The organism is Cytophagaceae bacterium (assembly GCA_016722655.1).
GTDB lineage: Bacteria > Bacteroidota > Bacteroidia > Cytophagales > Spirosomataceae > Leadbetterella.
Map to the genome: position 1 here is coordinate 3,231,156 of JADKIR010000004.1, position 15,830 is coordinate 3,246,985.

Consider the following 15,830-nt stretch of genomic DNA (forward strand, 5'->3'; position numbering starts at 1 on the left):
TTTTACTAAAATGCTTTTAAGTTTTAAAATAGCTTTTTCATGCCAAAATCTAAATTTTCATATTCGGTTTAATTATTTTTTTATGGTTTTTTTAAGAGAAAAAATGTATGCCCCAAATTGCCTTCCGGAACAAAATAACTCTCTAACAGGATGAACCCCAGTTCATTAAACCAATTTTTGTAGGTACTTGCATCAGCATGGCTCCAATACATTTTTACACCAGGTTTTATCCAGTCTTCTTCAGTGCCAGTCCAGCTTTCAGCACCTAAAATACTCATAAAAATACCTTGTGGTTTTAGCCAACTATATATTGAACGTAACAAATTTGGTTGTTCAGAAATTGGCAAATGAATGATAGAATAAAGAGCAATGATTCCTGAAAATTCATTATTTGGAAATTCCAGATTAGACATATCAGCCTCCATGAAATCTCCATTTGGTACATTATTTTTTGCTATTTCAATTTGTTTGGAAGAAATATCAATTCCCAAATATTGATAATATTGACTTAAAAATTTAGCTGTTGGAATGCCGTCGGCACAGCCTAATTCAATAATTCGGTTTCCTGGTTGGATGCTATTTTTAATAATACCCAACCATTTTTGATAATGAATATTCTTCTCTTTTTCAAAGTGTTCTCTGTATTGATTTCCCAAATTATCATAGCCACTTTTTACAAGAAGTTTCACGTCTTTCATTAAATTTTCGAAGATTTGTGAATGGAATCAGCTATTTATTCCAAAATTATGGTAGCAAATTACAAAATTCGAGATATTTTTTTTGTAATCATTTTAAACATGGTGTACTTTGCTATATCAACCTGTAAAACTGAATACCATGAAATGGATCAAACGCCTCCTTTGGATGCTACTTTTTGTTATTATTGCTTCCGTAACCGGAATTTATTTCTTTTTAAAATCACTACAACCCGACTACAATGCTGAAGTGAATATGCCCGGTCTAAAGTCTGAAGTTGAAGTTTTGTATGACGACTATGCCATTCCGCATATTTATGCTCAAAACGAGGAAGACCTTTGGTATGCTCTTGGCTATGTGCATGCTCAGGACCGATTATTTCAAATGGAAGTGCTTAGAAGAGTGGGTGATGGTCGGCTTGCAGAGATTTTTGGAAAAGAAGTAGTCGATGTAGATAAGTTTTTCAGGTCACTTGGACTTAGAAATTATGCTAAAAAAACGATAGACTCAGTATATAAATCGCATCCCGATGCAGGCTTTGTTAAGAATGCAAATGCTTATGTAAAAGGAATCAATCAATTTATAAAATCGGGCAAAACGCCTGTGGAGTTTACTTTGGCAGGCATTGAAAAAGCAGAATTTACCCTCGAAGATTGTGAAATCATTGTGGGTTATATGTCATATACTTTCATGGAAGCATTTCGTGGAGAAGCAATAACAGATTATGTAAATCAAAAACTTGGTGGCGATTATCTTTCTGATTTGGGGATAAATTCAACAGTTGACAATCCAAAAATCCCTGTTGACAAAATAGCTCAAAATAGTTTTTTGGATCTAAATAATTTCCTAGCTAAAATAGAGAAAAAAGTACCTGCTCCACCTCTTCATGGCTCCAATGGCTGGGTGATTTCAGGTAAAAAAACTAAATCAGGCAAACCTATACTTTCCAATGACACGCATATTGCTTTTTCCCAACCTTCGGTTTGGTATGAGGCACATTTGGAATGCCCCGGATTTAAGTTTTATGGAAATTTCGTGGCAGGTGTTCCTTTTGCATTTCTGGGTCATAACGACCATGGTGGCTGGGGTTTAACGATGTTTTTGAATGATGAAATGGATTTTTACAGAGAGAAAGTAAATCCACAAAATGCCAATCAGGTGTGGTTTAAAGATAAATGGGAGAATTTACAAACCAGAAATGAAACCATAAAGGTAAAAGGAGAAGCCGATGTGGCTATTTCAGTCAGGGAGTCACGTCATGGTGTGCTTATCAGTGATGTGATGACCAACAAAGAAGTGGCGGCACCATTTACTGATGAAAAATCACCCATTTCTGTATTCTGGACTTATCATAAATTTCCTTCCAGAAATATGGAGGCATGCTATGGAATGGCAAAATCAAAAAATGCTAAAGAAGTCGAACAGTCGGTGAAATTGATTCATTCACCCGGGCTCAATGTGATGTGGGGCGATACCGAAGGCAATATTGCCTGGTGGGCTACCGCAAAACTTATAAAGAGGGCACCTCATGTCAATTCAAAACTTGTTTTAGATGGTAGCAGTGGCAAAGATGAACCGCTTGGATGGCATGATTTTACTGAAAATCCCCAGATATTAAACCCTGACAGTGGGGTGCTTTATTCGGCCAATAATCAACCCGAAGCCCGAAATGGAAGTTATTATCCGGGATACTATGTTCCGGTTGACAGAGCTGCCCGAATCAAAAGTCTGATTTATACCGATAAAAATAACTGGACTGAACCCGAAGTAAGAAAAGTAATCAACGATGTGACCAATCCGGTTGATGTGGATTTGTTGAAAGAGATAATTCCCGTTTTTGAAGGTGATATTAAATCAGAAAGTGCTAAAAAAGCTTTGGCAATATTGAAAAAATGGGATGGCTCACATGATAAAGAGGATATTGAACCGGCTATTTATTACAGATTTGTTTATAGGGTTGATGAATATTTGATGAAAGATGAAATAGGAGAGCAGTATTTTGATTTGCTAAGATTAAATATGCTTTGGGAACACGGTAGGGTAGGATTATATAAAAATGATGTTTCCAAATGGTGGGATAACCGCAATACCTCGCAAAAAGAGAGCAGAAAAGAAATACTTTCCGGTGCATTTAATAAGGCCGTTGACGACCTTGAAAAACAGTTGGGGAACGATATGAATGCTTGGAAATGGAAAAAAATCCATACCCTGACACAGCCTCATCCGATGGGTATTTTGCCTGTGGTAGGAAAATTCTTTAATGTGGGTCCAATTCCTGCACCGGGAGGCAAAAATACCATCAATAATCTTGATTTCAGGGTTGATTCAACCGGATTGTATAATATAGTATATGGACCGGCTTTAAGAAGAATTGTAGATTTTGGAAATCCGGAGAGTGGTACAAGTATCAATCCAACAGGACAATCGGGCTATTTCATGAATAAACATTATGATGATCAGGCCTGGATGTTTGCCAACTCACAATCCAGAAAAGAACTCATGAACCGCAAAGAGATTGAGAAAGTGATGATAGGTAGGACAAAAATGCATAAATGAAGGTCTTTAATAAGCTCAAAAAATTATAAAATTTGAATATATTCAAAATTGCCATCTAAGATTCAAATTTTTTTAAGTAAAATCAAGAATAAATAACTGTGCCTAAAATAGTGGGCGAAGTTGTACAAGATTGGTTCATTGTGATTTCCGGAAAATTGAACCGTTTTTTAATTACCAGAGGAAAAATATCCTGGCTGTTTTTTTGAAATTGGGTTTTTGAAAATTGATGATGGATTTTATTAGAGATCTGAAAATGTTGTTTTTTATTTTAATATTCTTCAAAAAAATAGTTTCAGAAACTTTTTAAAAAAACCTACTTCCAAATTATTAAATGGAAGTAGGTCAATCATATTTTTCAGACAATTTCTAAAATATTATTCTGAATCTTCAGAGTGTTTTTTATTGTACTCATCAGTAAGTTTTTTCTGAATATCATAAGCAACAGGTGCATATTCAGAAAACTCAATACTGTATTTGGCACGTCCCTGACTGATACCTCTCAATGTAGAAGAATAATCGTGCATATTGGAAAGGGGTACTTTGGCGGTAATTTTCTGGAATTTACCTTCAGCATCAATACCTTCAACGATACCCATTCTAACCTGAATATCACCCATCACTGCTCCAACATAGTCAGCAGGGCATATTGTTTCCAATTTATACATTGGCTCCAGAAGCTGAGGTTGAGCATCAATAAATGCCTGACGGAATGCTTGTGAACCGGCGATTTTGAATGAAATATCATTGCTATCTACCGGGTGCATTTTACCATCAAAAACACTTACACGTACATCGCGGGCGTAAGAGCCGGTCAATGGTCCATTGTGCATTTTTTCCATTATACCTTTCAAAATGGCCGGTAAGAAACGGGCATCAATGGCTCCACCCACAATACAGTTAAAGAATACAAGTTTACCGCCCCAATCTAGTTCTATTTCTTCTCTGCCTCTTACATTCAGTCCTTTAGGGTCAGGCATGCCTTCATACCAGGGCTCGATTTTTATGGAAACTTCACCAAACTGTCCGGCACCACCACTTTGTTTTTTATGGCGATATACAGCCTCCGCTGGAGCCTGGATAGTTTCACGATAAGGGATTTTGGGATTTTCGAGATGGATTTCGAGTTTATGGATATTCTGAATTTTCCATTCTACCATTCTAAGATGAAGATCTCCCTGCACATGAATCAAAGTTTGTTTTAACTCTGGAGAAACTTCGTAGAAAAATGAGGCGTCTTCTTCAATCATCACATGGAGGGCATTTGACAATTTTTCTTCATCTCTTGGATTGACAGTTGAAATCGCCAAAGTCATGTTAGGGTAAGGAAACTGTATTGGTTCCAATTCCAGGTTCGCACCTTTTTCGTGCAAAGTATTGTTGACATGGGTAGATTTGAGTTTGATGGTAGCCCCTATGTCACCGGCAACCAATTCATCTACTTGTATCCTGTTGTGACCTTCGACCAAAAGCAGCTGATTGAGTTTTTCGGTTACGCCGGTATTTTCATTTACCAACTCTGAGCCGGTTTTTACTTTTCCTGAGAAAACTTTAAATAAGCTCAACTCGCCAATATGTGGCTCTATGATAGTTTTGAAAATAAATATGCAAGCAGGGCCATTGGGATCACATTTTAATTCTTTTCCTGATTTCGTGATTTGAGGTGGCATTTCGCTGGCAGAAGGGCACACGTTGTCGATATAACTCATAACTCGTCCAACACCCATATTTTGCTCGGCAGAAGTACAGAAAACCGGGAAGATGTCATGCTTGATCATAGAAGTATGAAGGCCATTTTTCATTTCTTCCTCTGATAATTCTCCCTGATCAAAGTATTTTTCCATCAAACCTTCGTCGTTGGCAGCGATAGCTTCCACCAACTCCTGATGTAATTTTTCGGCTTTTTCTTTTTCATCTGCCGGAATTGCTTTTTTCTCTGGTTTTCCTCCGCCTGGTTTGTATTCATACATTACCATATTGAGTACATCAATCATCTGATGATAATCGGGACCTGGTTTTACAGGATATTGCACAGCCACTACGTTAGGTCCGAAGTGAGCTTTAGCCTCGGCGAGTGTGCGGTCAAAATCGGCATTGGCTTTGTCGATATGATTAACCACAAAGAGCATCGGTGTTTTAAATTTCTCTGTATATTCCCAAATAATATCAGTTCCTACTTCTACTCCCATTTCGGCGTTTAGCAGCATCACGCCTGTATCGGCCACTCTGAGGGCACTTATTACCTCACCCACAAAGTCGTCGTAACCGGGAGTATCGAGAATATTGATTTTATAGTCATGCCATGTAGTATGCATTAAAGAGGCAAAAACCGAGCTACCGCGTTTTTGTTCCAGTTCGTGGTAGTCACTTACGGTATTGTTTTGGGACACTGACCCTCTGCGGGTGATGGTTCCTGATTCGAAAAGCATGCTTTCGGCAAAGGTAGTTTTACCTGAGCCGGCATGCCCAAGCAAGGCGATGTTGCGTACATGGTTGGTATCAAATGCTGCCATAATTATAATATTTTTCTGGTTATCAATAATTTACAAAAACGAAGCAATCTTCACAATTCAATATAAAATAAAAGGAAAAGGGTCTGATTTCTTGCATTTTATTAATATAAATGTAGATTTATAGAATAGCAAAATAAAATAGTTTTGGTCATGTTTTAGTTTGATTTAGAATTGATTTTTATTTCAGTAAGTTGAAAGTTAGGGTTTTAGTAATTAGTTTTGAAAAAATAAAATTTATAGATGGCTTTATTAGATATTCGGATAACTACATTACTTTTTTTGGTAATAATTTTTTCAATTTTTCATATCGTCAGAGACATTTCAAATAAGAAAATTGCCTTCGCAAAAAATACTTTTTTGGCAAGCTCTTTACCACTCTTTATTTTGATAACGATTGGTAACTGGGACAATAAACTGTTTCTACTAATTTCCTGTGCCTTATTGGTGGTATCCATATTTCCATATTTTAAATTTTCAAAAAATCAGCTTTCGATTCCATCGGTAAACGAAGAAAAACTTGAAGACTTATTGGATAAATTTGGAGTAGAAAAATTGGGCATTATGCCAGATGTAACCATTAAATATTATCGAATAAATAGCAACAACCTTGGATTTAAAACACTCTCTTTACCATCTTGGTTGAGTGATTCTCAGATAAGTGAAATTATATATTTTTTGAGAGAAAATAGGAAGTTTTACCAGAAAGCAGACATTTCTACATTCTATAAAATTGCTTTATTTTTTGTGGCCGTTATCTTTTTTGTATATAAATCTAAAAATCCTTAAAATTTTTCAATTTCTGATCAGGAAAAAGCATCGATCCATTTTTCAAGGAATCCATGTATTTCAGGGTCTGAAAATAATATTCTGACGGGTCTCAGCAGGAATTTGTTATAAACACCCTCCTGCATTTCCAAATTGGTTTGAAAGGCCTTTTGAGCGACCACAAACTCATATTTTTTATTTACAATACTATAAGTTACCAACCATTCCTCATGCATCGGAAATGAGGGCAGCAGCAGGATTCTCGGGGTATCAAGCAACTTATACTCTTTGTATTCTCTGGTCATGTTGAGATCAAAAAAATCATATTTCAACAAATCATGCTGAACCCCTAGCAATCCCAACTCTATTGAAAGCAATTTTAACTTTTTCTCGATTTTTCTCAGTGGTAATGACACCGGATTAAAATCCATTAGAGAAGTCCATTTCCCGTTTTCCAAATCCAGATATTCTGAAGCCGATGGAGCAATATCAAGTTTATAATCAAATGATTTGAAGCCCGGAGCAAAATATCCCGGATAAAAAAAATCGTAATTTTTGGATTTCAGGAAAAGTACTTTTTGCAATAATAGAAATTTCCCAAGACTATATTTCTTATATTCAGGATTATAAAAACTTACAATTCCCTGGGCCGTTTTTTCACCCATGTCAAACACCCCGGCTGCAATAAGCTTGCCCTTATCAAAGACCTGAATCTGCATACTTTGAAAAATATTAAAAAGTTGCTGATCCAAAAGTAAGGTTTGCAAAGAACTCACCGCCGTAAAAGATACTGAATTTCGGTAGTTATAATAAAGGTTTTCGAGTTCTGAGGTAAGGACAAATTCGGAGAACCTAACTTCAAAATTTTTGCAATTTTTAATGATTTTTTGTTGAGTTGGAGACAATTCAAATTCTCTAAGTTTTACTCTGAGCCAAAGAGCACTAAATTGTTTTTGATCAAAAGTAAGGAAATTGGTGGTGAACATATTTTGACCTAACCTAAACCACCCTTTTTCGAGATATTGGTCAAGTGCCAAAGGGCTGATAGAATCAAGGATATGTATATCGGCGAGTTTCAATTATTTGATTTAAGATTTTCAAAAATAAGTCATCAAAAGAAATAGCATCAAGTTTCTTATTTTTTTTTTATCTCTAAAGTCAAAAAAAACTTAAAAAAATCAATATGCGGTTTCATTTTCAAAACCATATTGTCTAATGATATTTTCAGGAATGATATAAAACGAAAAAAGCCACTCCTAAAAGTGGCTTTTATTATTACTTTTTGAGAAATTATCCTGCAAACATTCTAAATAACAAGAACAAAGCTGCTGAAAGAATCATCGAAACTGGCAAGGTTAAAAGCCAGGCTATGGCAATATTCTTGATGGTTCCGGGCTGAAGATTTTTGATACCTTTCGATGCCACCATCGATCCTGCAATACCCGAAGATAAAGTATGCGTGGTACTTACCGGCAATTTAAAACCGGAAGCTAAACCAATGGTAATGGCAGCAACCAACTCTGCAGACGCACCTTGTGCATAAGTTAAATGAGATTTTCCGATTTTTTCACCCACCGTAACCACAATCCTTTTCCAGCCTATCATAGTACCAAGTCCCAATGAAATGGAAATAAGTAAAATAACCCAGAATGGAGCAAAATCAGTAGCTTTTCTAATTCCTTTTTCTTCTTTAACGGCGGCTTTTGAAAGTGATTCCCTGTCTTCCTTGCTTAGTTTCACACTTTCATCTGAAAGCAGTTTTTTTGTGTTGCTCGAAACTTTCAAAATGGCTCCACGTAACTCGAGTTTTCCCAGCGTGTCATTTGAAGTCTGATTCACGACGGGCATCAAATAAGCCACATTGGATTTGATTTCATTGATGTGTTTCATTTCAGAAACTCCCAAACCAACGGTATCTATTTTTGAAACAATGGTTTCTATTTTAACCAAATCAGGCTCAATTTCTTTTAGTTTTTTTGCACTTGTAATGGCAAAATATGAAGGTAAAACACCAATCAATATCAACATCATCAGACCAATACCTTTCTGTCCGTCATTTTTTCCATGGAAAAAACTCACCAATGTACAAGTTGAAATCAAAACACCTCTGATCCATGAAGGAGGAGCCTGATTTTTCTTCGGTTCTGAAAATATCTGGTTTCTTACGTCTTTATTTACTGATCTTCGCAAAATAAACATCAATACCACAGCCAATGTAAAACCAATCAATGGTGCCATTAACAGACCTGTGAAAATATCTCTAACTTTATCCCAGTTAATGGCTGCGGCACCGGTAGCATTCCCTGGTAATAAAGCATATCCAAGTCCAACTCCCATAATTGCACCAATCAAAGTATGAGAACTCGAAGAGGGCAAACCAAAATACCAGGTTCCGAAATTCCAGATGATGGCACTGAACAGCATTGCCATGACCATAGAAAGCGAATGATAGACATTTTGGTCTATTAATAACTCTACAGGCAATAGATTGACAATACTCATTCCAACTCCGACACCACCGGTTATAACCCCGATGAAGTTCATTAGTCCCGACCAAACTACTGCTTGGGTGGGTTTGAGGGAATTGGTATAAATCACAGTGGCAACTGCATTGGCAGTATCGTGAAAACCATTGATAAATTCGAAAAAACTGGCAGCTAAAAGTGCAAAAAATAAAAGTAAAAAAACGTCGGTTTCTAATCCAAACATAAGTAGTTTATTTAAAGAGGTTTTACTATTTCATATTGGTGGTGCAAATGTCTGAATAATTTTTGAAGCAAACCAACGATTTTCGTTTCCCAATGTTACCAAATTGTTAAGTTTCTTTAATTGCCAACTGCCCGCATGCTGCATCAATGTCTTTTCCGCGACTCCTGCGTATGTGAACATTTACTCTGTTTTTCTCCAAAAAGGCCGCAAATTCTTCAATTTTGTCTTTTTCAGCGTTTTTAAAGTCGGCCTCTGAAATAGGGTTGTACTCTATTATATTGACCTTTGCGGGTACTTTTTTCCAAAATTTCAACAAATCATTGGCATCATCAAGGCTATCATTGAAACCGTTAAATACGATGTATTCGAAAGTAATAATGTTTCCTGTTTTTTTATAAAAATAATTTAAAGCTTCGGCAAGGTTTTTTAGCGAGTTTGATTCATTGATGGGCATAATCTGGTTACGCTTTTCGTCATTAGCTGCATGAAGCGATAGAGCTAGATTAAATTTCACTTCGTCATCTCCAAGTTTTTTGATCATTTTGGCAATGCCGGCGGTGGAGACGGTGATGCGTTTCGGAGACCAGTTGAGCCCATCTGGTGATGTAATATAATTGACCGACTGAATCATTGCCTCATAATTGAGTAATGGTTCACCCATTCCCATATATACAATATTTGTCAAAGGTGCATTAAAATGTTCCTGAGCCTGATTTTTTATCAAAATCACCTGATCATAGATTTCGGCAGCATCAAGATTCCGTTCTCTTTTCATATATCCGGTTGCACAAAATTTACAGGTAAGCGAGCAACCCACCTGTGAAGATATACAAGCGGTCATACGGGTATCGGTAGGAATCAAAACACCTTCAACCAAATTTTTGTCATATAGTTTAAATCCTGACTTTATGGTTCCGTCGCTGGAAAACTGTGATTTATAAGTAGTAACCGGCCTTATTTCAAATTCCTCAGACATCATTTCTCTCAGTTTTTGAGAAAGATTGGTCATGGCAGAGATCTCAGTTACAGATTTTTGCCATAGCCATTCCATGATTTGTTTGGCTCTGAATTTGGGCTCGTTTTTTTCTTTAAGCCATCCTTCCAGTTCCTGTTTTGTTAACTTTCTTAAATCTGCTTTCATTCATCAAATATTTATGCAAATTTCTGAATAATATTTTCAAAAATTATTCAAATAAAATAATTTCCATAAAATGCACCTTTTAAATCAAAAAACTTGTTTATTCTGATTATTAATTGTATTTTTCTCATGAAAATATGAATTTCAGGAAAATAAAATACCCCATGTTTTTTTGGCTTGTAATCTTAATGATTTTGAGCATGGAGGTGTTTGCCCAGAAAAAACAAAGAAATGAGCTATTTGGCTTTCATTTTAAAGGAAAAAGGCAAGTAACTGCCCGTATTCCATTTGAAATCTATTCCAATCTTATAATTATAAAAGTTCGTGTTGATGAATCAGATACACTCAATTTTATATTTGACACAGGAGTAAGCTCCTTTATTATTACAGACCAAACCATTGCCAAAAAACTAAAATTAAATGTTACACGTACCGTCAGAATAAATGGTGCAGGTGAAAAGGACTATCTGGAAGGCAAAGTCTCTCTGGGTCATAAAATAGATATTGGAGAGATACAGGCCATCAAGCAAAATATGGTTGTACTCAATGAGGATCTTCTCAAGTTATCAGAATACATGGGAATCACCGTACATGGTATATTCGGACATGACCTTTTTGAGCGGTTTGTTGTCAAAATAGATTTTGGAAGTAAGAATATTTGGTTTGAAGAACCTTCCAGATTTAAAATAAGAAAATCAATGGGCGATGTATATCCATTGATTGTAACCCAGTCCAAACCATACCTGGAGGATCTTCAAATAGCTCAAAATGGCCATGATTTTCAAAAATTGCGACTGTTAGTTGATACAGGAGCCGGTCATGCACTACTTCTTAATACACAGGATAATCCTCCCATTTACCTTCCCGATAAAGTTATACGTGCCAATTTAGGTCGTGGACTCAATGGTAACATTGACGGTCACATAGGCAGAATAGGGAAATTTAAAATCGGAAATTTTGAATTCAGTGATGTTTTGGCCTCCTTTCCTGATAGCCTGGCTTTCAGCATGAAATTTGGAGATGAAATCAATAACCGCCAGGGAAGTATCGGAGGTGAATTTTTACGACGATTTATTCTGACTTTCAATTATCAAAAGGGATACCTGATAATGAAACCTCTGAAATCAAAATATCGTGAGACTTTTGAACATGATATGAGTGGCCTTGAGGTTAGAGTTAAAGGCGAAAATCTCGATAAATTTGTTATTACTTTTGTTACGCCGGGATCACAGGCTTATTTGGCTGGCTTGCAAGAAAATGACGAGATTATTTTTATCAATAACAAGCACGCCAAAACACAGACAATCAACGATATATACCGCTTGTTGAGCAAAAAGGAAGGAACCGAAATTGAGATATTTTACCGGCGGGGTGTCGCTCTTAATTTTGCTTATTTTAAGTTAAAAAGGATAATTTAAAATCTATAAAATAAATTTAATCCCAGGCCTCTTATCCCCAAATAAGGTATTGGTTTTATTGATTTTATTTCTGCTTTGTCATCAATTAATGATCTGGAAAAATAGGTATCAGATAGCCCGAATCGTTCCTTTATTTTGTCCAGAATATATTGTTTTTCTTCATCATTGAGTTGAGCCAGGGCAGCATTACTTGCAACGGCATAAAAGTCTTTTGCTTTTCCAAAATGTGGTCCAATTACCACCAGGTCAATCCCCAAACGACGCCAGTTAAATTGTTTCCCAATCAAAATACCCGCAGAATAGGTTTTGAAAGTAAAGTCAACAGGCACCTTGAGGTCGGCGGTAATCCCTTTATATTTTACGGCTAAATTTGCCGGAACAGTCATATCAAAATCTTCATATTGACCAATTACCGAAGCAAAGACCCTGTTTTTCTTTTTTCCAAAATAAAATCTCATTTCAGGCGAATATCCTTTGATACCCAGCTTGGCTTCGTCCATGAATATATTTTCAAACTTGATGCCTGTGATTCCCAAACCATGTTTTTTGGCGAGATTATCGACAGTTTCACCTATTGGAATTAACTTTTTGGGTCGGTAAAAAAAAGTATTGGCAAAAGCCAGGTGATTGCCTAATGCTAACTCATATTGGGCCGAATATAATTGTGACAATGGCCCTAAAGTATTGAATTTAATCGAATTTTTATATTCAGATTGAGCCTCTGCAATACTGAAAGTTATCAAAGATAAAAAAAGGATTTTACGTAGCATTCAGGAGATTTTTTGGGTTACAACTTTTTCAAAAATTTCTAGAAATTCAGTTTTAAATTCTAAATGAGTCACCAAACGAATATGACCTGGACCAAACTGAACGGCAGAAATACCATTTTCTGACATTCTTTTCAGCACTTCTGCAGGTGTAAACGCAGGTTCTAATTCAAATATTACAATATTGGTATCTATGGGCAAAATATCTTTGACAAAAGGACATCTTTTAAGTATTTCACCCAATTTTCGGGCATTTTCATGGTCGGTCTTTAGCCTACTGATGTTATTTTCTAAAGCAAAAATACCTGCAGCTGCCAAATAACCCGCCTGACGCCAGCCTCCTCCCATCGATTTCCTGATTCGCCGGGCTTTTTTAATCGTGCCTACATTAGCCAAAAGCAAAGAACCTATTGGTGCTCCGAGCCCCTTTGAAAGGCATATTGAAATGGTGTCAAAAACCTGACCATATTCAATTGGGCTTTCAGGAGTTTCCACTAGTGCATTAAACAGCCGGGCACCGTCAAGGTGAAGTTTGAGTTGCTTTTCTATACAAACTTCTTTAATTTTTTTTATTTCAGAAAAATCATAAATAGCCCCGCCACCTTTGTTCATGGTGTTTTCAAGAGAAACAAGTGTACTTAGGGGCAAATGAATATCTTCCGGATTATTGACCGCCGCCAAAACCTGTCCAGCCGTAATTCGTCCACGTTGCCCATCCAAAAGTTTTACCGACGAAAGGCTGTTTTGAGCAACACCACCACCTTCATACAGATATATGTGAGAGTTTTTATCACAAATCACCTCAGAACCTGGGAAAGTCTGAGCTTTGATTGCAATTTGGTTGGTCATAGTCCCGGAAGTTGCAAACATTGCGGCTTCCATACCAAACATTTCGGCAGCTTTTTGTTCGAGTTTTTTAACAGTGGGGTCATCACCAAACACATCGTCACCTACTTCAGCCGAAAACATGGCTTCGAGCATTTCTGGTGTTGGTTTTGTGATGGTATCGCTTCGTAGATCAATCATTCTGTTTTTTTGGAAAATGCAAAAATAGGGATTTTTGGTTTTATGTTTTGGTTTGTCAGATAAAACATTCCATAGACCAAATCCAAAAAAAATTCAGAATTTATAAAAATTGAATCATGTGGAAATTATTCGTATTTATAAAAAACCCAATAAAACAGGAAATCAATTGAATATTATCCGTAGTTTTTTTATATTTTATTGAAACATTGAGTCTGGTCCAAAATTTGAGTTTTAGAATAAATAAATTATAAGGACTAATGGAAAATTATTTCAATTCAAAACACTTTTTTCCAACCTTAATAATTAGTCAGGCAATTAATTATACAATATTGACTTTTTTGCGTTAAAAATATGAATAATTGATCATTAATATTTTTTTATTTCGACTTGCCTTCTATATTTGAGGCTACTTGGAAAACAACAAAACTTTAAACAAAAAATTATATTTTTCGGTACATGAAACCAACCGACGTTCAGAATCCTGAATATTATCACAAAGTAGTTGATTGTCAATATGCTTGCCCGGCACACACGCCGGTTCCTCATTATATCAGACTTATTGCTGCCGGAAAATACACCGAGGCTTATATGGTCAATTGGGAATCCAATGTATTTCCCGGAATTCTGGGTCGTACCTGTGACCGCCCATGTGAGCCTGCCTGTCGAAGAGGTAGGGTTGAAGAGGAGCCTGTTGCCATTTGCCGCCTCAAGAGAGTTGCGGCAGACTTCAAAGATGATATTTCTCAATACATTCCCGAAATTCCCGAACAGAAAAACGGAAAAAAAGTTGCCATTATTGGTGCAGGTCCTGCCGGGTTAACCGTTGCCAGAGATTTGGCACCCTTAGGATATGAAATCCATATCTATGATGACCATTCCAAAGGTGGTGGCATGATGCGAACTCAAATTCCCTCTTTCCGTTTGCCAGATGAAGTGCTGGACTCAGAAGTGGACCTGATTCTAAATATGGGTATTGTCAAGCATTTCAACAACTATGTGACCAGTTTGAAAGAAATGCTGGAGAAAAAATACGATGCCGTTTTTGTGGCTTCAGGTGCTCCAAAAGGAAAGGATTTGCCTGATTTGCCAGGAAGATGGGATGCAAAAGCCAATATCCACGTAGGTATCGAATGGCTAGCCAATGTCACATTTGAACATATTAGTAAAATAGGTCGTAAAGTCCTGGTTCTGGGTGGAGGAAATACCGCGATGGACTGTTGCCGTACTTCCCGCCGATTGGGTGGAGGCGAAGTAAAAGTGTTGGTAAGAAGCCCTTTTAAAACCATGAAAGCTTCTCCTTGGGAAATCGAAGATGCTATGCATGAAGATATTCCAATTTTTGAGAATCACGTCCCTAAAAGTTTCGTGACAGAAAACGGAAAACTTAAAGGAATGTATTTTGAGCTGGTTAAAGCCGAATATGATGCCAAAGGAAAACGCACCCTGGTTCCTACCGGTGAACCCGATGCATTTTTTGAAGCTGACGATGTAATCATTGCCATTGGACAGGATAATCGATTCGAATGGATTGAGAATGATTTGGGTCTTGAATTTGATAAATGGGGATTGCCGGTATTGGATGAAAACACACTTTCCTCAACTATTCCGGGCGTATTTTTCGGTGGAGATGCAGCATTTGGTCCAAAAAATGTAATTACTGCAGTAGCACAAGGTCATCAGGCCGCAATATCTATTGATTTATTTTGTCAGGGTAAAAGTTTAAATGAAAGACCATTGCCTCATGTAAATCTGATGAGTACCAAGATGGGAATTCATGAGTGGAGCTATGGAAATGATATCAATCATGACCAGCGTTTTATTGTGCCAATGGCCGATAAAAAATTGACACTCTCCAACCTCAAAAAAGAGGTGGAATTGGGCTTTGATCTCGACACTGCACTGAAAGAAGCTGAAAGATGCCTGAATTGTGATATTCAGACTGTTTTTACAGAAGACAAATGCATTGAATGTGATGCATGCCGCGATATATGTCCTACAAAATGTATCAATTTTATAGATAATGAGGAAGAAGAATCCGCATTAAGAAACAAATTGATAATACCTGCGATAAATGATTCTCAGGATATTTTGGTATCAGATATACTAAAAACAGGAAGAGTGATGGTAAAAGACGAAGATGTTTGTTTGCATTGCGGTCTTTGTGCTGAAAGATGCCCAACAGCGGCCTGGGATATGAAGAAATTTATTTATAAAACTGCAAAAGCCGGAGTTTCGGCTTGATGAT

11 protein-coding genes are annotated in these 15,830 nt (G+C 36.7%); 4 read left to right on the forward strand and 7 right to left on the reverse strand.

Going from position 1 to position 15,830, the window contains the following annotated elements; translation table 11 throughout:
- Positions 1-80 precede the first annotated feature (80 nt).
- The gene (locus tag IPP61_14625; protein ID MBL0326392.1) at positions 81-698 is read right to left on the reverse strand and encodes a class I SAM-dependent methyltransferase; all 618 of its coding nucleotides are present in this window, start codon (positions 696-698) and stop codon (positions 81-83) included.
- A 139-nt stretch (positions 699-837) separates the two neighbouring features.
- On the opposite strand from IPP61_14625, the gene IPP61_14630 reads away from it, so the two are divergent.
- Positions 838-3,252, forward strand: coding sequence for a penicillin acylase family protein (locus IPP61_14630; protein MBL0326393.1), 2,415 nt, complete (start codon positions 838-840; stop codon positions 3,250-3,252).
- Positions 3,253-3,626: 374 nt separating this feature from the next.
- Here the strand turns inward: IPP61_14630 and IPP61_14635 are convergent, their stop codons facing one another.
- Positions 3,627-5,762, reverse strand: coding sequence for an elongation factor G (locus IPP61_14635; GenBank protein MBL0326394.1), 2,136 nt, complete (start codon positions 5,760-5,762; stop codon positions 3,627-3,629).
- 357 nt (positions 5,763-6,119) lie between these two features.
- Here IPP61_14635 and IPP61_14640 point away from each other — a divergent pair, with 357 nt between their 5' ends.
- Positions 6,120-6,548 carry a hypothetical protein gene (locus tag IPP61_14640; GenBank protein MBL0326395.1) on the forward strand — a complete coding sequence of 143 codons (429 nt, stop codon included), beginning with the start codon at positions 6,120-6,122 and terminating at the stop codon, positions 6,546-6,548.
- Positions 6,549-6,565: 17 nt separating this feature from the next.
- On the opposite strand, the gene IPP61_14645 is transcribed toward IPP61_14640, so the two are convergent.
- The 3 genes from IPP61_14645 to rlmN form a co-directional block, all read right to left on the reverse strand.
- Positions 6,566-7,606 carry a hypothetical protein gene (locus IPP61_14645; protein ID MBL0326396.1) on the reverse strand — a complete coding sequence of 347 codons (1,041 nt, stop codon included), beginning with the start codon at positions 7,604-7,606 and terminating at the stop codon, positions 6,566-6,568.
- A 211-nt stretch (positions 7,607-7,817) separates the two neighbouring features.
- On the reverse strand, positions 7,818-9,236 hold the full coding sequence (locus IPP61_14650) for an inorganic phosphate transporter (protein ID MBL0326397.1): 1,419 nt from the start codon (positions 9,234-9,236) through the stop codon (positions 7,818-7,820).
- A 106-nt stretch (positions 9,237-9,342) separates the two neighbouring features.
- The gene (gene rlmN, locus IPP61_14655; GenBank protein MBL0326398.1) at positions 9,343-10,377 is read right to left on the reverse strand and encodes a 23S rRNA (adenine(2503)-C(2))-methyltransferase RlmN; all 1,035 of its coding nucleotides are present in this window, start codon (positions 10,375-10,377) and stop codon (positions 9,343-9,345) included.
- A 161-nt stretch (positions 10,378-10,538) separates the two neighbouring features.
- Between rlmN and IPP61_14660 the strand changes: the two genes are divergently transcribed.
- Positions 10,539-11,792 carry an aspartyl protease family protein gene (locus tag IPP61_14660; GenBank protein ID MBL0326399.1) on the forward strand — a complete coding sequence of 418 codons (1,254 nt, stop codon included), beginning with the start codon at positions 10,539-10,541 and terminating at the stop codon, positions 11,790-11,792.
- Here the strand turns inward: IPP61_14660 and IPP61_14665 are convergent.
- A complete protein-coding gene (locus IPP61_14665) occupies positions 11,789-12,562 on the reverse strand; it encodes a DUF3575 domain-containing protein (protein MBL0326400.1) in 774 nt (257 codons plus the stop codon). The two genes, IPP61_14660 and IPP61_14665, sit on opposite strands and share 4 nt — an antisense overlap.
- Positions 12,563-13,585 (reverse strand): threonine aldolase, encoded by a 1,023-nt coding sequence (locus IPP61_14670; GenBank protein ID MBL0326401.1) that lies wholly within the window; start codon positions 13,583-13,585, stop codon positions 12,563-12,565.
- Between the two features lie 456 nt (positions 13,586-14,041).
- Between IPP61_14670 and IPP61_14675 the strand changes: the two genes are divergently transcribed.
- Complete coding sequence (locus IPP61_14675; protein MBL0326402.1) at positions 14,042-15,826, forward strand: FAD-dependent oxidoreductase; 1,785 nt, start codon at positions 14,042-14,044, stop codon at positions 15,824-15,826.
- Positions 15,827-15,830: the final 4 nt, after the last annotated feature.

What these genes read in the sequence shown, in the direction of transcription:
- IPP61_14625 (MBL0326392.1), bottom strand. Translation starts at nt 698, where the DNA reads ATGAAAGACGTGAAACTTCTTGTAAAAAGTGGCTATGATAATTTGGGA.
- IPP61_14630 (MBL0326393.1), top strand. Translation starts at nt 838, where the DNA reads ATGAAATGGATCAAACGCCTCCTTTGGATGCTACTTTTTGTTATTATT.
- IPP61_14635 (MBL0326394.1), bottom strand. Translation starts at nt 5,762, where the DNA reads ATGGCAGCATTTGATACCAACCATGTACGCAACATCGCCTTGCTTGGG.
- IPP61_14650 (MBL0326397.1), bottom strand. Translation starts at nt 9,236, where the DNA reads ATGTTTGGATTAGAAACCGACGTTTTTTTACTTTTATTTTTTGCACTT.
- rlmN (MBL0326398.1), bottom strand. Translation starts at nt 10,377, where the DNA reads ATGAAAGCAGATTTAAGAAAGTTAACAAAACAGGAACTGGAAGGATGG.
- IPP61_14660 (MBL0326399.1), top strand. Translation starts at nt 10,539, where the DNA reads ATGTTTTTTTGGCTTGTAATCTTAATGATTTTGAGCATGGAGGTGTTT.
- IPP61_14665 (MBL0326400.1), bottom strand. Translation starts at nt 12,562, where the DNA reads ATGCTACGTAAAATCCTTTTTTTATCTTTGATAACTTTCAGTATTGCA.
- IPP61_14670 (MBL0326401.1), bottom strand. Translation starts at nt 13,585, where the DNA reads ATGATTGATCTACGAAGCGATACCATCACAAAACCAACACCAGAAATG.
- IPP61_14675 (MBL0326402.1), top strand. Translation starts at nt 14,042, where the DNA reads ATGAAACCAACCGACGTTCAGAATCCTGAATATTATCACAAAGTAGTT.